The organism is Faecalibacterium sp. 7, assembly GCF_049562865.1.
GTDB lineage: Bacteria > Bacillota > Clostridia > Oscillospirales > Ruminococcaceae > Faecalibacterium > Faecalibacterium wellingii.
Genome location: NZ_CP186911.1, coordinates 2,896,082 through 2,914,338 on the forward strand (window position 1 = coordinate 2,896,082; position 18,257 = coordinate 2,914,338).

An 18,257-nucleotide genomic window follows, 5' to 3' on the forward strand; every position below is an offset into this window, starting at 1 on the left:
TCCTTGACAAAAGCGGTTCTTTCAGGTATTATAGTGTGGCGCTGCGGCGCACAACCGAATATGGAAAGATGGCTGAGTTGGTCTAAGGCGCACGACTGGAAATCGTGTAACGTGTCAAAAGCGTTCTGGGGTTCGAATCCCCATCTTTCCGCCAGAAATCCGGAACCTTTGGGTCCCGGATTTTTTGTTTTATCTTCTCATTTTTCATTTTAAAAAAAGTGCTTGACAAATGCGCACCTTTCAGGTATTATAGTAGAGCGCTGTGACACACAACTGAATATGGAAAGATGGCTGAGTTGGTCTAAGGCGCACGACTGGAAATCGTGTAACGTGTCAAAAGCGTTCTGGGGTTCGAATCCCCATCTTTCCGCCAGAAGTCCGGAACCTTTGGGTTCCGGACTTTTTGTTTTATCCGGCTTCGCTTGACTTTTGCCTGCCGTTCCGCTATGCTGAATAAAATATCTTCTCACAAAAGGAGGATTTCTTATGGCATCTTCCCGCAAAAAAAAGCGCGGTGTCGGCCGCGTGGTACTGATCCTGATCCTGTGCCTTGCCCTGATCGCAGTGATCGCCGTTACGGTCGGCTACAGTCTGGTGGCCCGCCGCGTGAAAGCCCTGCAGGCCGGCGCGGCATTCACCTTTGATTATGAGGCGACATCCACCGCCGATTCCCCCGCCCTGTACACCATCCTGCAAAAAACCGGCTCCACAAAGGGCACAGTCAGCGGCCTGTACGCGCCGGACGCTCTGCAGCTGAACATCACGGCCCCGGGCGCGGTCATTCCCGCCGACCCGCTCACCCGCGTATACGTCAGCGGCAGCGAGACATTATACGATGTGGGGCAGCTGTACAAGAACATCCGCTCCTCCATCACCGGCAGCTACCCGCTGGCAAGCTTTCTGATGCCGGACTGGACCCTTGGCAATTATGTCTCGCAGGCCCAGCTGGCCAGCCTTCTGGGCGTTGGCACCGAGGCCACCAGCCTGCAGGACATGACTGAATTTGAATTGCCGCAGAAAAAGCCGCAGCGCGTGCAGCCGGAAGGTGCGCTGGACGGCTACCTTTACTATCAGCTGGACACCGGCGACACCAGTGCTTCTGCCCCGGTGCTGGTCATCGGCTTTGAAAAGAGCAAATTTTTTGAAGATCCCCTCCCGGTACACATCCTGCTGACCATCCCGGAGCATCAGGTCCGCATCCAGCTCACCGGCACCGTAAGTGCCCAGACTGTGGTGCTCACCGCGCCCACCTCCCGCATGAAGGATGAGGACATTCAGACTCTGGTGCAGATCCGTGATACCATCCAGAGCGTGCTGCAGTTTGTGCAGAGCACTGCCGACAGCATGCAAAAGGCAGGCTGACCATAAATCAGTACACATAACCCGGAACCTTTTCAGAACCACTTCCGGAATAAAAGCAGCAGCGCCCGCCGGGCTTGAACCTCCCGGCGGGCGCTGCTTTTATCGTTTTTGCCGTCCGCGATCAGACGGTCCCTTTTTTCTTGCGGGGTGCGCACTTGCGCTTGGGCTTCTCCGCAGCAGGCTTTTCCTCTGCAGCGGTCTCTGCCTTTGCAGGCTCAGCCTTTTCCGCTGCCTTGGCGGCAGTCTTTTTGGCAGCGGTCCTGCGGGCAGGCTTTTCTGCGGGTGCAGCTTCTGCCTTCACCGTTTCTTCTGCTTCGGCGGTCTTGGGCTCTTCTGCCTTGGCGGCAGCTGCCTTTTTGGTGGTCCGGGGCTTGCGGGCTGCAGGCTTCCTGGCCGGTGCCTTTTCCTCTGCCGGAGCTGCTGCAGCTTCCGCAGCGGGCTCTTCCGCCTTCTTGACGGCACGCTTTGCGCGCTCCTTTACCTCGGCAATGGTCCACAGCTGATCGTCTGCACCGGGCACTTCCTGCCAGATCTGCAGCACCGCGCCCACGTCAGCGCCTATGCCGACTGTATCCACGCACTTGCCGCCTGCCCAGGAAGAGCGCAGGCGCACCTTTCCTTCCGGGGTGGGCTGGACCGTCCACATCTGGGAGGTGCCGCCCACATCCTCCCACAGATGCAGCCATGTGCCGTTGGCAGTACCGGTCATGGTCAGGTCCAGCAGCTTGCCGGAAGCACGGTTGCAGATGCGGTAAACGCCGTCTCCCACACGGATAAAGCTCCACTCCTGCTCGGGCTTGTGCTCGTACTTGCCCAGTCGGACGGTGCCGGCTCCCTTGACGCCTTCCACAGCCTGAATAACATTGCCGGTGTGTGCGGCAATGGTGTAGAAGTGATCCGCTCCGATCACAGTCTGTGCAACAGTTTTCATGATTTTTCCCTCCTATTGGAATTGCAGCAGCCGGGTCCTGCCTGCAGCCGCCTTTTGTTTACGCGCAGCCCGCATAAAATGCAGGCTTTTTTGTTCTCCTTATGGTAAATGATACCACATATCGTGATTTTCCACAAGCAAATCGACCATCCTTTAGCAAAACAGACAAAAAGAGACACTCTTTCCGCCTGTTTTTCTCCTGCTCGACCGTCTCTATGCGGTTCCTTTTGCGATGCCGCACCTCTCGACTTTTTGCCGTACATGCGCTATACTATGTGCCAGCATCCCTTGCACATCTGCCAAAGCTATCCGCCGCTCTGCTGCAGGGGCGGTTTTTTCTCACCTTATACAGAGGGAGGCCCTTTCATGGCATCGAACGAGCTCAATATCCAGCAATACAAAAAAATGACCGAGACCCCCATCCCCAAGCTGATCCTGGGGCTTGCCGCTCCCACGATCTTAAGCATGCTGATCACCAGCATCTACAATCTGGCCGATACCTTTTTTGTAGGCCAGATCTCCACCAGCGCTTCCGGCGCGGTAGGCGTCGTTTCCAGCCTGATGGCCATTATTCAGGCTCTGGGCTTTACGCTGGGCCACGGCTCCGGCACCATCATCAGCCGCAGTCTGGGCAGCAGGAACACCAAAGCAGCCACCCGGTTCGCTTCCACCAGCTTTTTCACGGCGCTGGCCGTTGGTGTGGTGCTGGCCCTCATCGGCCTTGCCACGCTGCCCGGCTTCATGCAGCTGCTGGGCAGCACCGAGACCATCCTGCCCCACGCCTGCGCCTATGCGCGGCCCATCCTCATCGCGGCCCCGCTGATGATCTCCAGCCTCGTGATGAACAACATCCTGCGCTACGAGGGCAAGGCCAATTTTGCCATGATCGGCCTTGTGACCGGCGGCGTGCTGAACATCCTGCTGGACCCCGTTTTCATGTTCGCGCTGGGCCTTGGCACCGCCGGTGCAGGCATCGCCACGGCTCTCAGCCAGACGGTCAGCTTTTTCATCCTGCTGTCCATGTTCCTGCGGGGCAAGACGGTCAGCCAGTTCCTCCTCCATTCCGTCACCCGCGAAGCACGGGAATTCGGCATGATCCTGATCGGCGGTGCTCCCAGCTTTGGCCGTCAGGGTCTGAACAGCATCGGCGGCATGCTGCTGAACATCGCCGCCCGCAGCTATGGCGACGCTGCCGTGGCCGGCATGAGCATCGTTTCCCGCATCTTCATGTTCATCATTTCGGTCGCCATCGGCGTAGGACAGGGCCTGCAGCCGGTAGCCGCATTCAACTATGGTGCACACAAGTTCCGCCGGGTGCGGCAGGCGGCCATCTTCACCATGGGTGCCGCCTTCTGTATGCTGGTAGTTCTGGTCGCCCTGTGCTGGGTGGACAGCGATGCCCTCATCCGCCTGTTCCGCGACGACCCGGAGGTGACCGCTGTGGCCCTGCCTGCCTTCCACTACCAGTGTCTTGCTATCCTGTTACAGCCGGTGATCGTAGTGGCAAACATGACCTTCCAGAGCGTGGGCAAAGCAGGCCGCGCCACCTTTCTGGCCTGCTGCCGTCAGGGCGTGTTCTTTATCCCGCTCATCCTCATCCTGCCCCGCACACTGGGACTCATGGGCGTGGAGACCTGCCAGCCCATTGCGGATGTGTTCACCTTTATCGTCTCCCTGCCCTTTCTGCTGGCGTTCCTGAACCAGCTGAGCCGGATGGACGACGCCGAAAAAGCCAGATCCGCTTCCTGAACCGCTGTCATAAAACTGTAACCAGCAGCCGTGTTTTCCTGCAATGGAAAACACGGCTGTTTCGTATTATAATTGAACTGGGAAATCAAGGAAGTCCCTGCTTTCTTCTCTGTGTACTGTTTCAGGCCTTTCAAAGGAGTGATCTTTATGAAGTATACCGTTTCCCGCATCGGCTGCGCTGCTGCCTGCATGGCGCTGTGCCTTGCCCTCGGCTGCAGCTGCAGCGTGCTGCCGCCCGCTTCCGGCAAGCCTGCTGCGGCGGCTTCCTCTGTCCCCACCGACAAAAATGGAAATCTGCTTTACGACAGTTCCCGCCTGGATGACGGCCGGCTGCGGATGCTTTACGGCTACGACAGTTCCGGCAACAGCTGCACGGTGCTCTGCGGCGGAAAAGTCCTGTACCAGTCCTTCCGCAGCGAGAACGTGAACCTTCTGCAGGACACCGTGACCGGTGAGACCAACTACTGGTTCCGCACCTGGGCCGACCCGGACGCTTATTGCGGACGGCGCAGCGGCCTGTTTGACAAAGACGGCAATGAAGTCATGACCTTTGAGGGGGAGCAGAACGCCTCCATGCAGAACAGTCTGCTGGTGCTGCAGGAAGTCCACGCCGTGAACGGCAGCTACGAAAACGGCTACGACGATTACGGCACCTGTCAGGTGATTGACCTTTCCACCGGCGAACGTCTGCCCGTGCCGGAAGGCGCTTACAGCTGCATCGTCTGCGGGGACTATCTGGTGTTCAACTGCTACGCCCGCCCGGCAGACCTTGCCGAGGACGCATGGGACGATGAACCCGCCCTGCACAGCTGGGTCATTATACAGACGAAGGACGGTACACAGACTTACGGCGCAGATGCCACTACTGCCCTGAGCCTTTCCTATGCGCCGGACGTTCTGAACGACTGGGTAGAGCTGGACACCTGCCATGCCAGCGGCGAACCAACGGACGAAACGCTCTATAACCCCGCCACCGGCGAAAGCTTCACCGGCTTCCGACAGGTATGCGGCAGCGGCACCGCCTGCTTCGAGACCAGCGATGGCCGCTACGAGCTGCGGATCTCGCCACCGTGGACCGCACCCTCATTGGCACCTTCGACGACCAGCCCAGCAGCTATTTCCCGGGCTATGTGGTCACATGGCGCACGAGCGGCGACTTCGGCTATGATCTGCACGACCTTGTTACCGGTGAGGTGACACCGCTGTACGCTTCCAGCGTCATGAGCGACACCATTGCCCTTTACTATGAGGACGGACGGTTGAAGGTGTTCAACACCGAAACCGGCGATTTGATCACTGATACCACCGTGGAGCCAGTGGAGGGCCAGCAAAGCGTGATGATGGATAACAAGGGTGACGGCTACGTCTGGCTGGAGCTGCGGGATAACGATAACTTTGAGACCACCGCCACCCGCGTGTACGGCCCCGAGGGCCTTGTCTCCGACCTGACCCATCTGCAGGACAAGTATTATGCCCTGAACTATCTCATCACCACACCGGAGGGCAGGCCGCTGTACTGTGGCAACGCCAATGCGCCCAGCAGCAACGGCTCAATGTGTGACGTGCTGGATGAAAACGGCAACATTGTGTTCTATGGCCTTGGCAGCTGCTACAGCTACTACGACAACAGCCTGAACCAGCTGCCAGAACACGTGTTCGTTGCAAAACGCGGCTTTTACTACGGCTGGATGGATACCGACGGCAAATGGCTTTACTGCCGCAGCATTTTCTCTTCCATCAATGCCGACGACGAAATGGGCTACTGACCCAATAGGAGGAACGCCTTATGAAAAATGCTAAAATTTCCCGCCGAAGCTTTCTGCTGGGCCTTGCCGCCTGCTCTGCCGCAGGCATCCTGACCGCCTGCAAGGGAGCTGACACCCCCGCCAGCAGCGCTTCCACCTCGCCGGAAGCACCCGCTTCTTCCGTGAGCGAGCTTGAACCCATCGGGCTGTTCTCGCCGGAAGAGTTTCCCAAACTGGACGGCAGCACCGCCTGCATCCCGCTGATGGCCCAGATGATGGCCGATACCACCGGCATCGATCTGGAAGTAGCCCAGAGCGGCATTTCGGTCAGCACCACGGCCTACGCATGGGAAAATTTTGGCCTGTATCCGGATGAGGATTACACCGCCCGGATGCTGGTGGTGTACGAAGCACCGGACTACGTGAAGGAAGAACTGCAGGAGGCCGGTGCCCAGCTGGAACAAAAGCCCATTGGCCGGGACGCACTGGTGTTCATTGTGAATGAGAACAATCCGGTCCAGAGCCTGACCCGGCAGCAGCTGAAGGACATCTACGCCGGTAAGATCACCAACTGGAAGGATGTGGGCGGTGACGATCTTGCCATCGTGCCCTTCCAGCGGGGCGAGGACTCCGGCAGCCAGACTCTGTTCCGCAAGCTGCTCATTCAGGGCGGCGAACTGATGGACCCGCCCACCGAGCTGGCTCCCTCTGCCATGGGTGAGCTGGTGGACAGCATTGCCGCCTACAACAACAGCGCCAACGCCATCGGCTTCTCGGTGTATTACTACATCGACCAGATGTACTCCCAGCCCGGCCTGCGTCTGCTGGCCGTGGACGGTGTCACACCTTCCAACGACACCATCGCCAGCGAAAGCTACCCGCTGTGCAACGAGTTCTATGCCGTTCTCCATGCGGACGCTGCCGCCGACAGCCCGGAGCGTCAGCTCTACGATTGGCTGGATACCGCCGCCGGGCAGGACTGCATCAAAAAATCCGGTTATGTAGCGGTGGCACCCACCACTGCAGCGAACAGTGCCGTCTGATCTTCCAGCAATTGACAGCTTTCTGCATTTCTGTTACAATATTACACATAAATGTTGAAACTTTTTTTGCAAAGGAAGGCTCAATATGGACAATCCCTCCTCCCATGTGGAAAGCCGCTGGCGCACCCAGCTGCGCAACCGCATCATTCAGGCCTCCAGTCTGCTGGAAATTTTGCTCTCCGGCCTTGTGCTCATCGGCCTGCTGCTCAGCGCTGTGCCGCTCATCAAGTGGATGCCCGGCCTGCTGTTTGACGGCAACGAAGTGGAGATCCGCATTTTTCTGGAGCGGAGCCTTGACATCGTGATCGGCATCGAGTTCATCAAAATGCTGGCCAAGCACAGCCCCGGCAGCAGTCTGGAAGTACTGCTCTACGCCATTGCCCGCCATCTGGTAGTGGGCCATGACTCGGCAGTAGAAAACCTGCTCAGTGTGGGAGCCATCGCACTGATCTTCATTGTACGCAAGTTCTTCTTTGTCCCGGCCTTCGGTGCCCACCTGCCGGACGGTCACCCGGCACCGGACCTTTCGCCCCGCCAGAGCGGCATCCCCGCCGATGAGATTTTCTCCCGCCTGAAAGAGCGCGTCAGAACGGAGGTCTCCGAGGCCATTCCTTCCGAAGAAGAGACTTTTGACGAGTACGATTTTGAGCAGGCCGGCCCGGAGCCGAAATAACATAAGCAAAAATGCCCCGCAGCACTGCCGGAAAACCAGCAGGCTGCGGGGCATTTTATGATGCTTTATTTTTTATTGTGCTTTCCGAAGCGGTACTCTTTGCCCTCGCGGATGCGCTGGATATTGGCGCGGTGCATATAGATCACCATGCCGGACATAAAACCGGAGCCAATGGCGCACACCAGCATATCACCGGCGGCATAGCCCTGCAGGGAGCCGTAAATGATCGTCAGCACCGGGTAGAGTGCTGCCATGGTCACGCTGCCCAGCGACACCATGCCGGTGGGGATCAGGCACACCAGAAAGATAATGGCCAGAAAAGGCAGCAGCACCGGCTGGATGGCCAGAATGGCACCCGCTGCCACCAGTACGCCCTTGCCGCCTTTGAAGCCAAAGTACAGCGGGTACAGATGGCCCAACACTGCAAAGATAGCGGCCAGATAGACGCCCAGATACGGCGACACACCGGCGTCGGCAGGCAGAAGCCGGAACAGCCACCGGCCGATGCATACGGCCAGCACGCCCTTGAGCACATCGCCTGTCGCGGTCATGGCGGCAGCCTTCTTGCCAAAGGTGCGCAGCATGTTGGTCATGCCGGCTGCACCGCTGCCATGATTGCGCACGTCGTCATGATATACGAACTTGCTGACGAGGATACCGGTATCCACACTGCCCAGCAGGTACGCCTGCAGGATGGTGGCTGCGGCAATCAGGATCGTTTTCATCATTAAGACAGATGCCTCCTTTGCGGGCGCTTACACGTCCTTTGCGCCCACTTCGCCGGAGCCGCGCTCGCGCACGACCAGACGGATGGGAGTGTGCTCCAGACCAAAGTTCTCGCGGATCTGGTTGATGATATACCGCTGATAGCTGAAGTGGAACAGCTGCTTCGAGTTCACAAAAGCCACGAACGTCGGCGGGCGGGTGGATGCCTGCGTCAGGTAGAAGATCTTCAGGCGGCGGCCCTTGTCGCTGGGCGGCTGCATCCGGGCAGTTGCACGGGCCAGCATCTCGTTCAGCACACCGGTGGGCACGCGGGCACCGTTCTGGCTGTCCACATCCCGGATGAGCTGCATGAGCTTGTTCACATTGTAGCCGGTCTGAGCGGAAATGAAGATGATGGGTGCATAGCCCATAAAGCTGAAGCACTCGGCATAGCCGCGGCGCTGCAGCTCCATGGTATTGGTCTCCTTGCCTTCCACAGCATCCCACTTGTTCACAACGATGATGCATGCCTTGCCCTGATCGTGGGCGTAACCGGCCACCTTGCTGTCCTGCTCGGTAAAACCGACGGTGGCATCCACCAGGATCAGCGCCACGCGGCTGCGCTCCACAGCAGCCAGTGCGCGCACCACCATATAGCGCTCCAGTCCATCGGTGATATTGCTGCGCTTGCGCAGACCGGCGGTATCGGTAAAGATGAACTTGCCGTAAGCGTTATCCACCGGGGTATCGATCGCGTCCCGGGTGGTGCCCGCCTCGTTTGCCACGATCATGCGGTTCTCGCCCAGAATGCGATTGGTCAGGCTGGACTTGCCCACGTTGGGACGGCCAATGATGGCCACCGGGATACGGTCCTCTTCCACCACGGTCTCACTGAAATCGAGGTGGGCACACACGGCATCCAGCAGGTCGCCGGTGCCGTGGCCGTGCACGGACGAAATGGGCATTACCTCATCAAAGCCGAGGTTGTAGAACTCGTACATCTCCATGGGGGCCTCGCCCACCTTATCGCACTTGTTCACGGCCAGAATGATGGGCTTGTGGCTGCGGCGCAGCATGTGGGCCACGTCCTCATCGGCTGCGGTCAGGCCGTCGCGCACATCCACTACCATAATGATGCAGTCTGCGGTGTCAATGGCGATCTCGGCCTGCTCCCGCATGTGGGCCAGAATGCCCTCGGTGGCCTTGGGCTCGATGCCGCCGGTATCCACCAGCAGAAATTCGTGGCCGTTCCACTCGCAGTTGGCAAAAATGCGGTCGCGGGTAATGCCCGGCGTGTCCTCCACGATGGCAAGGCGCTGGCCGCACAATTTATTGAACAGGGTGGACTTGCCCACGTTGGGGCGGCCCACCACCGCTACGATCGGTTTGCTCATAGGGGTTCCTCCTTTCTTACGACCCTCTCAGGCACGGTTTACGCCGCGCCAGCTCCCCTGAAAGGGGGAGCTTTTATCATTCCTGCCGAAAGATGCATAAAACCTCGCCCTTCGGGAGAGGTGGCATCGCACAGCGATGACGGAGAGGGTTTTCTTTTATGCTCTTTTTCTCCTTGCAATGTGCAGGCCGCTGCGCAGCAGGGCACGGGCTTCCTCGCCGCCGGCTGTGGGCAGCACCTCCACCTTCACGCCAAGGCGCTGGGCCAGCTGGTCGGTAGTGATGTCGTCCAGAAAGGTGTCTTTTTCCTCCCGCAGCATCACGGCGGGTACGCCCAGCGTACCGCTGGTCAGCCTGCCCTCGCACTGGGCAATGATATCGGTCGCTGTCACAAGACCGGCCACCCCCACATTGCCGCCGAAGAATTTGTTCTTGATGGTGTGCACCGTCACCTCCACCATGGGATACTGGCGGTGCAGCTCGGCCATCATCTGGTGGATGAGCGGTGACGCCATTTCGCCCGTGACCACGTCCATCTTTTTGGTGCCGTAAATGCGGTGGGGCTTTTCCAGTTCGGCCAGAAATTCCGAAGCGTACAGGCGCATCATTCCCACGCCGTTTTCCAGCTGGTCAAAGTCCTCGTAGAACTCCTCCGGCGGGATGGGCCTGCCTGCCTTGAGATACCATTCATCGCTGGGATAGATGATGCGCTTGCCGTGGCGGCGCTTGCACTCATCGCCGAATTCTTCCATGATGTCGATGACCTCGGCACTGGTGGCTGCGTCGTAGGGCGTCTGCCGGAACAGCTTCTCGCGGTAGTCCGTCACGCCGCAGGGCACCGCAGCGATGCTCTGCACCATGGGGGTCAGCTCCAACAGGTCGCTCAGGGTACGGCGCAGCTCGTCGCCGTCGTTGATGCCGCGGCAGAGCACCAGCTGACAGTTAACGGCGATGCCGCCCTCCACCAGACGGGGCAGGTACTTGAGCACCTCGCCGCCGCGCTTGTTGGCCAGCATCCGCACACGGAGCTGCGGGTTTGTGGTGTGCACCGAAATGTTGATGGGCGAGATGTGCATCTTGATGATGCGGTCGATCTCGTGGTCCTGCATGTTCGTCATGGTGATATAGTTGCCGAACAAAAAGGAAAGCCGCTCGTCGTCGTCCTTGAAATAAAGGCTCTCCCGCATTCCGGGAGGCAGCTGGTCGATGAAGCAGAACATGCAGTGGTTGGAGCAGGAATGCTTCTGGTCGCCCAGATAGGTCTGGAAATCGCAGCCAAAGGGGCCGCGCTCCGTGCGCTGCACGTCCCACTCGCGGATGCCGTCTGCCACCCTTGCTTTCAGGTGGAAGCTTTTGCTGTCGGTGTAGAAATCGTAGTCCAGACTGTCGTTCAGCTCGTTCTCATCCACGCTCAGAAGTTCATCGCCTGCAGCAAGGCCCAGCGCTTCCGCTTCGCTGCCGGGGTCCACCCGTGCGATCTTCATTGCCACCGCATCCACCTCCTTTTCCTTTATAAAAGGTCTCTTTTCCGCACAAACGGTCAAGTGTTCGTTCTTTTTACAGAACAAGAAGGGGAAGGCATGCGCCCTCCCCTTCTGTACATAACACCATTATGCCACCAATTACGCGCAAATTAGGCCTTCTTGATGACTTCCTCGCCCTTGTAGTAACCGCAGTTGCCACATGCCTGGTGGGGGAGCTTCAGAGAGCCACAGTTGCTGCACTTGACCAGTGCGGGGGCCTCCAGCTTCCAAACATTGCTGCGACGCTTGTCGCGGCGGGCCTTGGAAAGATGTCTCTTAGGTACTGCCATATTTTTGCACCTCCTTGATGGGTTTATCAGTTCAGCAGTGATTTAAGGATTGCGAGCCTTGTGTCTACGGGAGCTTCGGCCTGCTCTGTCGGCTGACAGGTGCATTCCGCCTTCTTTTTGCCGCACACGGGGCAAAGCCCGGCGCAGTCGGCACTGCAAAGCAGCACCGTGGGGATCTGGAACATAAATTCCTGGCTGAGCCATTCGTCCACATCCAGATGGCCTTTTTCGTCCAGCGGAAGATCGAAATCCGGATCATCCAGATCCCGTTCCTTGACTGTCCACTCCGTATCGACCGTCTCTTCCCGAACGACCGGGTCGAGGCAGCGGGCGCACTCTCCGTGCACCGATGCGTTTGCCCGCAGTGTCATCCGGATCTCTTCGCCATCCGTCTCTGCGTTGAACACGGCAGTGACAGGCTCCGGGATCCTTGCCCCGGCATAATCATGAGCAGATAAATCACACTGAAACTCTGCATGATAGGGTTGTCTGCCGGTGGCGATAAACTTTCTCAGGTCAAATTGCATAGTACACCTCTAAAAGGCTGCTTTGTTAGTATAGCGCCAAAGCACCCCTTTGTCAACACCAAAACAGGCAGAAAACCGAAAAAATTTATTTTTTCTTCGGTCTTCTGCCTGTTGCATAGAGTTCAGATTCCGAAATTCAACAGATCACTGGTATTTCTTCACGTTGTGGGGCAGAGCAGCCTCGTCAGCGCTGACCGTCACAGTCACCTTGACGCTGTCGCCTGCAATGGCAGCGATCTCGTCCAGCACGACGCCCAGACGGTTCAGATCGTGATCCAGCACCTTCAGGATGCCGTCGATGTACAGGTCGGTGATATCGTAGTTGCTTGCCATCAGGCCAGCAATGAAGCCGTACAGCATTTCGCCGCCGGAGATCTTGTACTCGTCCAGATCGATCAGACGTGCAGAAGAAGAGATGTCGTAGGTGAGCTTCATGCCCTTTTCAACGACGACCACGTTGCCCTTGGAGGTCTTGACCGCATCATTGATCTGGTCGATCATAGCCTTGGTCTTGCCGGAGCCCTTGGTACCAACAATCAGTTTAATCATAGTTCAGTCCTCCTGTATTTTCCACGCCTTGCGGCGGGAGATCATTGTCATTTACTTCAGCTTTGCTTCCAGCTCGGCAGTCAGGCCCTCGTAGCCCGGCTTGCCCAGCAGTGCAAACATGTTCTTCTTGTAACTCTCAACACCCGGCTGATTGAAGGGGTTGACGCTGAGCAGGTAGCCGCTGCATGCACATGCACGCCAGAAGAAGTAGATCAGGTAGCCCACATTGTAGGCAGTCAGGTCGTCCACCTCGATCAGCACCTCGGGCACGCCGCCGTCGGTGTGTGCCAGAATGGTGCCTTCCATGGCCTTGCGGTTGACAATGCTCATGTTCTGGTTTGCCAGGAAGTTCAGGCCGTCAAAGTTGCCTTCCAGCGGGTCGATGAACAGGTCCTGTGCAGGCTTCTTCACATCCACGATGGTCTCAAACATGGTGCGGGAGCCTTCCTGAATGAACTGGCCCATGGAGTGCAGGTCGGTGGAGAAGATGCAGCTTGCGGGGAACAGGCCCTTGTTGTCCTTGCCCTCGCTCTCGCCGAACAGCTGCTTGTACCACTCGTTCATCAGGGCGAAGTCCGGCTCGTAGCACTCCAGGATCTCCACGCTCTTGCCCTTGCGGTACAGGATGTTGCGGATAGCAGCATACTTGTAGGCATCGTTGTCCTTGCCCAGCACGGAGAAGCGCTCCATGGAGTCGGCAGCACCCTTCATCAGGTCGTCGATGCTGATGCCGGCAGCGGCAATGGGCAGCAGGCCCACAGCGCTCAGCACGGAGTACCGGCCGCCCACGTCATCGGGGACCACGAAGGTGGGCCAGCCCTGTGCATCGGCCAGCTGCTTCAGAGTGCCCTTGGCACGGTCGGTGGTGGCGTAGATGCGCTTGTTGGCTTCTTCCACGCCCATTTCCTTTTCCAGCAGCTCACGCAGCACGCGGAAGGCCAAAGAGGTCTCGGTGGTGGTGCCGGACTTGGAGATGACATTGATGGAGAAGCGCTTGCCCTTGCACAGGTTGATGATGTTGTTCAGGTAAGTGGGGCTGATGCTGTTGCCGCAGAAGTAGATCTTGAGGCCGTTTTCCAGTTCATTGTGGAACTGGCCCTTGACGGCCTCGATCACAGCGCGGGCACCCAGATAGCTGCCGCCGATGCCGGCCACCACCAGCACATCGGAATCCTCGCGGATCTTGGCAGCTGCTTCCTTGATGCGGGCAAACTCTTCCTTATCATAATCACGGGGCAGGTACATCCAGCCAAGGAAATCATTGCCCGGGCCGGTCTTTGCTTCCAGCTGATTATGCGCGGCCTCTACCTGCGGGTAGATGGCTTCATATTCCTCTTCACTGATAAAGCTGGAGAGGTGCTTGGTGTTCAACGTGACACTCATTTTATTATAACCTCCAAACGATTTGCAGGTTCTCAGCCCTGCGAGGAAATATCTTGGTATAAGTGTACCGTTCCCTCCGGGCAAAGTCAAGGTCAAAATCCTTGGATTTCATACAATTTTAATAGTGTTTTTTTGTTTCTTCATCCAGAATTGTTCACCCAGACAGTTCCATGCAGCCTGCCGCCGCATACTTTTGTACGCTGAAGCGTACATTCAGTCATCCCGGCCGGTCAGCGCGTCCCACAGAAGGCCGAAAGCCGTGCCAAAATCCATTTTTGGCGCATCCGCCGCCGCGCGGATTCTCGTATTCGCCCAGCAGTGTTTCCCCGCTCAGGACACGCACCGTGCCCACCGCCTGCCCCTGCTGCACCGGTGCGTCCAGCGCATCCGGCAGATCAGCCCGGGCGGTCAGGGCAGTGCCGCCCTCCTTGGGCATCAGCAAGGTCCCGGGCAGGGCAGAGTAATCCAGCGGCACGCTCTCCTCCGCGCTGCCTTTTACCTTTATAAGCAGCGGCTGGTCCTCCACCGCCGGCAGCGGCACGGCCCGGTAGGCCGCAAAGCCGTAGTCCAGCAGGGTGGTGGCTGCGTCGAACCGGTCGGAGCTGGAAGGTGCGCCCAGCACCACCGCGATCAGATCCAGCCCGTCCCGGGTGGCGCTGGCGCTGATGCACACCCCCGCACCGCTGGTGGTGCCGGTCTTGAGGCCGGTGATGCCGTTATACCGCCGCAGCAGCTTGTTGGTGTTCACCAGCTGGGTGGCACCGCCCCGCAGGGTGTCGGTCCAGATGCCGGTGTAGTGCAGCACCTCCGGGCAGGTGTTCAGGATGTACCGGCTCATCACCGCCACATCCCGGGCCGTGGAAAGGTGGCCCTCGGTGTCCAGCCCGCAGGCATTGTGAAAGACCGTGTTCGTCATGCCCAGCTCTGCGGCGCGGGCGTTCATGCTTTGCACAAAGCCCTGCTCGCTGCCGCCCACCAGCTCCGCCACAGCCACAGCGGCGTCGTTGGCAGAGGACACACAGATCGCCTTGATCATTTCGTCCAGCGTGAACTGCTCACCGGGCTCCAGCCAGATCTGACTGCCGCCCATGTGGTAGGCGTGCTCGCTCACCGGCACCGGCGTGTCCATGGTCAGCTGTCCGTTGTGCACTGCTTCAAAGGTAAGCAGCAGGGTCATCACCTTGGTGATGGACGCAATGGGCATCTGCTGGTCGGCGTTCTTTTCGTACAGCACTGTGCCGGTCTGCTGGTCGATGAGACAGGCAGCGCGGCAGGGCAGTTCCAGCGCAGGCGGCTCTGCGGCAAGCTGCACCGGCCCCTGCGGCTGCACCGCCGTCTGCACTGCCGGGCTCTGCCGACGCAGACCGCTGCCCTGTGCCGTGCCAAAGGCCAGCGCAAACAGCCAGAAGCACACCACCCCCGCGCACAAAAGCGCCAAGTTTTTTCGCTCCATTCCGGTCCCTCCCTGCGCAATGTCTCTTGGTGAGAGAGTATGCGGGCAGCGGGCGCTTTAGAAGCCGCCGAAAATGTTGCGCTTTAGCGAAAAGTATGATAAGCTGAAAACGCCGCCCACAAGGGCGGCGTTAAGGCACTGTCTGCATAGACGGTGGTCATGCTTCCTGCCCGTTATCGCTGATTCTTCTACTTAGTCAGAATGAAGCAGAGGTTCCGGGAGTGGAACTTTTTTGGAGAAACTTCCCGGAGCCTCGAAGGCGAAGGGAGGGATGTCGGATGAATCTGATGGAGACTCTCACGCTCTTCATGGTCATTTTCAGTTTTCTGGGATTGATCGTGGACGTGATCCGTCTGACCGTTGAGGTCGTGGACAAGTTTTACCAGAAGAAACACGATGATAACAAAAAAGATTGACCGCCTCAAGTGTCCAAGCTCAAGCGGTCAATCTTTTTGACTGAACGGGCAAGGAGCTGACCATTGCGGACAGCGCCTTTTCTATTTGTAGTATAGTGATTTTTTATTCTTTTGTCAAGGGAACAGCTGCCTTTCTGACAGGTAGGGTGTGTTCTGTTTTCTTTTCCGGGCACAGTGCATACGATCACGCTTTGTATTTCCATGCGTTTCTTTTGCATTTTTCCCAAAAAGGCTTGACTTTTGCCTCCCCACACATTTGCATCCGAGAGCCAGGCTTTGCGGCCTGTCTCTTTTTGTTTGTGCTTAACTTCGGTCGTCTTACGCAAAAACGCTTGACTATTTTTACCAGAAACGCTACACTAAAGATGGAATAGCCCACTCCGGGCTGTATTGCTTCAATTTGTGAAATCATTTTAAATTATTAGGAGGATACTACCATGATTCTGTCTCGTCGTTCTTTCCTGAAGGTCGCAGGTCTGTCCGCTGTTGCTGTTGCAGGTGCTTCCATGTTCACCGGCTGCGGCAACAACAATTTCCTCACCACTCCCGTTGAGTATGTTGTTGGCGACACCGAAAAGGTCACCGCCGATGCCGTCGCAGCTCTGAACAAGAACAATGCTGCTACTTCCGTTCTGGGCCACTCCGATCTCCACAACCGCGACATGAAGAAAGAAAAGGAGTATTTCAACAACCTGATCACCGGTCTCAAGTATACCGATGTTGAGGTCAAGGAAGTCAAGATGACCCAGAAGCTCAAGGACGGCAAGTTCGACCACTACTACCTCGAGGTCACTCTGATCAAGAAGACCGAGAAGAAGAAGTAATTTTCCCACGTCATCCCACGAGAGACGGGCATCTGCCCGTCTCTTTTTGTTTTGCCCCGCCTGCGCACATCCGCTCTTGCACTGCATGGCCGCTGTGATATATAATAAAGAGTATTGCAAGCATCACCCCGTTTTTAGTCGAAAGGATACCCTCTCATGCGAGTTTGTTTTTATACCCTTGGCTGCAAGGTCAACCTGAACGAGACCGGCGCACTGGAACAGCTGTTCCGCGCCAACGGCTTCACCATCGCGCAGGAAGGTGAACCGGCCGATGTGTTCATCGTGAACAGCTGCACCGTGACCAACTTCGGCGACCAGAAAAGCCGCAAGTGGCTGCGCCGCAAAAAGCGCGAGAACCCCGGTGCAGTCACGGTGCTCACCGGCTGCTACCCGCAGGCCTTCCCGGAGGAAGCCGCCCAGTTCACCGAGGCCGACCTTGTGTGCGGCAACGGCGACCGCAAGGCCATTCTGGACAATGTGCAAAAGCTGCTGGACGGCCACGAGCGCATCGTTGCCATCACACCCCACCAGCGCGGCGAAAAGTTTGAGGAGCTGCCCGTGGAGCGGTTCGAGACCCACACCCGCGCCTTTATCAAGGTAGAGGACGGCTGCAACCGCCAGTGTGCCTACTGCGTCATCCCCCGGGCCCGCGGCCCGGTGCGCAGCCGCAGCGAAGCCAGCATCCTTGCCGAGCTGCGCCAGCTGGCCGCTTCCGGCTACCGCGAGGTGGTGCTCAGCGCCATCTCCCTGCCCAGCTACGGTCTGGATACCGGCACCAACCTTGTGGAGCTGGTGGAGCACTGCGCTCAGGTGGAGGGCATCCAGCGCATCCGTCTGGGCAGTCTGGACCCGGATATGCTCACGCCGGAGTTCATCACCCGCCTTGCCGCCGTGGAAAAGCTCTGCCCGCAGTTCCACCTGAGCCTGCAGAGCGGCTGCACTGCCACCCTGCGCCGGATGCGCCGTGTGTACACCGCCGAACAGTATGCACAGGTGGTGGACCAGATCCGCGCCGCCTACGGTGCGCGCCCGGTCAGCTTTACCACCGACTGCATCTGCGGCTTCCCCGGCGAGACGCAGGCCGACTTTGAGGAGAGCTGCGAATTTTTGAAAAAGATCGGCTTTCTCAAGGTGCATGTGTTCCCCTACTCCCGCCGCAGCGGCACCCCGGCCTACGATTTCCCGGAGCAGGTGCACGAGCGGGAAAAGCAGGAGCGCAGCCGCGTGATGAACGGCATCGCCGAGGAGGTGCGCCGCGAGGTGCTGGCCGCCCATGTGGGCACCGAGGACGATGTGCTGCTGGAGACTCCCCTCTCCGGCACCCTGTTCACCGGCTACACCCGGCTGTACATCCCGGTGGTGGTGTCCGCCCCCGGCCATGTCAGCGGCGAGATCGTGCATGTACGCTTGGGCGAATACGACGGCGAGCGCGTCCGTGCAGCACTTTGCTGAGTTTACGCTATTAAAATTGTTGATTCTGTACACGAGGACGAATACAACAAATTTTTAACAAATTTTGCGTTTTATCCCTTTTCATACGGCACGCTTTATGCTAAAATGAAAGTGAACCATCCCGGGCACAGTGCTGTTTGCAGCAGTGCGTTACCAATGTGCCCTGTAACACGCCCGCCCTGCGCGGCAGAACGCTGCCGGCAGCCGGGTGCAGCCCGTTTGTTTTTAGCAAAGCAAGGA

18 protein-coding genes and 2 tRNA genes are annotated in these 18,257 nt (G+C 58.1%); 11 read left to right on the plus strand and 9 right to left on the minus strand.

Annotated elements, in window-relative coordinates:
- The first annotated feature begins 62 nt into the window (after positions 1–62).
- The 3 genes from ACKXF7_RS14500 to ACKXF7_RS14510 all read left to right on the plus strand — a co-directional run bounded on the left by ACKXF7_RS14500 (position 63) and on the right by ACKXF7_RS14510 (position 1,362).
- A tRNA-Ser gene (locus ACKXF7_RS14500) sits at positions 63–154 on the plus strand.
- A 127-nt stretch (positions 155–281) separates the two neighbouring features.
- A tRNA-Ser gene (locus tag ACKXF7_RS14505) sits at positions 282–373 on the plus strand.
- A gap of 113 nt (positions 374–486) precedes the next feature.
- Positions 487–1,362 (plus strand): hypothetical protein, encoded by an 876-nt coding sequence (locus ACKXF7_RS14510; RefSeq protein ID WP_423741698.1) that lies wholly within the window; start codon positions 487–489, stop codon positions 1,360–1,362.
- 121 nt (positions 1,363–1,483) lie between these two features.
- Here the strand turns inward: ACKXF7_RS14510 and ACKXF7_RS14515 are convergent, their stop codons facing one another.
- Positions 1,484–2,293, minus strand: a complete 810-nt coding sequence (locus ACKXF7_RS14515; protein ID WP_423741699.1) for an RICIN domain-containing protein — start codon at positions 2,291–2,293, stop codon at positions 1,484–1,486.
- A gap of 366 nt (positions 2,294–2,659) precedes the next feature.
- On the opposite strand from ACKXF7_RS14515, the gene ACKXF7_RS14520 reads away from it, so the two are divergent.
- The 5 genes from ACKXF7_RS14520 to ACKXF7_RS14540 all read left to right on the plus strand — a co-directional run bounded on the left by ACKXF7_RS14520 (position 2,660) and on the right by ACKXF7_RS14540 (position 7,503).
- Positions 2,660–4,042, plus strand: coding sequence for an MATE family efflux transporter (locus ACKXF7_RS14520; protein WP_423741700.1), 1,383 nt, complete (start codon positions 2,660–2,662; stop codon positions 4,040–4,042).
- A gap of 147 nt (positions 4,043–4,189) precedes the next feature.
- On the plus strand, positions 4,190–5,239 hold the full coding sequence (locus tag ACKXF7_RS14525; RefSeq protein ID WP_423741701.1) for a hypothetical protein: 1,050 nt from the start codon (positions 4,190–4,192) through the stop codon (positions 5,237–5,239).
- Complete coding sequence (locus tag ACKXF7_RS14530) at positions 5,128–5,808, plus strand: DUF5046 domain-containing protein (RefSeq protein ID WP_423742641.1); 681 nt, start codon at positions 5,128–5,130, stop codon at positions 5,806–5,808. Before ACKXF7_RS14525 ends, ACKXF7_RS14530 begins: the two co-directional genes overlap by 112 nt.
- Before the next feature lie 20 nt (positions 5,809–5,828).
- Positions 5,829–6,830: a substrate-binding domain-containing protein gene (locus ACKXF7_RS14535; protein ID WP_423741702.1), complete on the plus strand. Its 1,002-nt coding sequence runs from the start codon at positions 5,829–5,831 to the stop codon at positions 6,828–6,830.
- Positions 6,831–6,915: 85 nt separating this feature from the next.
- The gene (locus ACKXF7_RS14540) at positions 6,916–7,503 is read left to right on the plus strand and encodes a transporter (protein ID WP_423741703.1); all 588 of its coding nucleotides are present in this window, start codon (positions 6,916–6,918) and stop codon (positions 7,501–7,503) included.
- A gap of 65 nt (positions 7,504–7,568) precedes the next feature.
- Here the strand turns inward: ACKXF7_RS14540 and plsY are convergent, their stop codons facing one another.
- The 8 genes from plsY to ACKXF7_RS14580 all read right to left on the minus strand — a co-directional run bounded on the left by plsY (position 7,569) and on the right by ACKXF7_RS14580 (position 15,325).
- On the minus strand, positions 7,569–8,231 hold the full coding sequence (gene plsY, locus ACKXF7_RS14545; protein ID WP_423741704.1) for a glycerol-3-phosphate 1-O-acyltransferase PlsY: 663 nt from the start codon (positions 8,229–8,231) through the stop codon (positions 7,569–7,571).
- A 27-nt stretch (positions 8,232–8,258) separates the two neighbouring features.
- Positions 8,259–9,602: a ribosome biogenesis GTPase Der gene (der, locus tag ACKXF7_RS14550; RefSeq protein ID WP_249238377.1), complete on the minus strand. Its 1,344-nt coding sequence runs from the start codon at positions 9,600–9,602 to the stop codon at positions 8,259–8,261.
- Positions 9,603–9,758: 156 nt separating this feature from the next.
- Positions 9,759–11,084: a DUF512 domain-containing protein gene (locus tag ACKXF7_RS14555; protein ID WP_423742642.1), complete on the minus strand. Its 1,326-nt coding sequence runs from the start codon at positions 11,082–11,084 to the stop codon at positions 9,759–9,761.
- Positions 11,085–11,233: 149 nt separating this feature from the next.
- Complete coding sequence (gene rpmF, locus ACKXF7_RS14560) at positions 11,234–11,413, minus strand: 50S ribosomal protein L32 (protein ID WP_005920250.1); 180 nt, start codon at positions 11,411–11,413, stop codon at positions 11,234–11,236.
- Positions 11,414–11,439: 26 nt separating this feature from the next.
- Positions 11,440–11,940 carry a YceD family protein gene (locus tag ACKXF7_RS14565; RefSeq protein WP_339395576.1) on the minus strand — a complete coding sequence of 167 codons (501 nt, stop codon included), beginning with the start codon at positions 11,938–11,940 and terminating at the stop codon, positions 11,440–11,442.
- A gap of 144 nt (positions 11,941–12,084) precedes the next feature.
- Entirely contained in the window at positions 12,085–12,489 is a 405-nt protein-coding gene (locus ACKXF7_RS14570; RefSeq protein ID WP_249238374.1) for an ATP-binding protein, read from the minus strand.
- A gap of 51 nt (positions 12,490–12,540) precedes the next feature.
- Positions 12,541–13,872 carry a glucose-6-phosphate isomerase gene (locus ACKXF7_RS14575; RefSeq protein WP_423741705.1) on the minus strand — a complete coding sequence of 444 codons (1,332 nt, stop codon included), beginning with the start codon at positions 13,870–13,872 and terminating at the stop codon, positions 12,541–12,543.
- 217 nt (positions 13,873–14,089) lie between these two features.
- Positions 14,090–15,325: a D-alanyl-D-alanine carboxypeptidase family protein gene (locus ACKXF7_RS14580; RefSeq protein ID WP_423741706.1), complete on the minus strand. Its 1,236-nt coding sequence runs from the start codon at positions 15,323–15,325 to the stop codon at positions 14,090–14,092.
- A 278-nt stretch (positions 15,326–15,603) separates the two neighbouring features.
- On the opposite strand from ACKXF7_RS14580, the gene ACKXF7_RS14585 reads away from it, so the two are divergent.
- The 3 genes from ACKXF7_RS14585 (at position 15,604) to mtaB (ending at position 18,017) form a co-directional block, all read left to right on the plus strand.
- A complete protein-coding gene (locus ACKXF7_RS14585; protein WP_339395579.1) occupies positions 15,604–15,741 on the plus strand; it encodes a hypothetical protein in 138 nt (45 codons plus the stop codon).
- Between the two features lie 437 nt (positions 15,742–16,178).
- Positions 16,179–16,565: a twin-arginine translocation signal domain-containing protein gene (locus tag ACKXF7_RS14590; protein WP_423741707.1), complete on the plus strand. Its 387-nt coding sequence runs from the start codon at positions 16,179–16,181 to the stop codon at positions 16,563–16,565.
- Between the two features lie 156 nt (positions 16,566–16,721).
- Positions 16,722–18,017 carry a tRNA (N(6)-L-threonylcarbamoyladenosine(37)-C(2))-methylthiotransferase MtaB gene (gene mtaB, locus ACKXF7_RS14595; RefSeq protein WP_249238369.1) on the plus strand — a complete coding sequence of 432 codons (1,296 nt, stop codon included), beginning with the start codon at positions 16,722–16,724 and terminating at the stop codon, positions 18,015–18,017.
- The last annotated feature ends 240 nt before the right edge of the window (positions 18,018–18,257 follow it).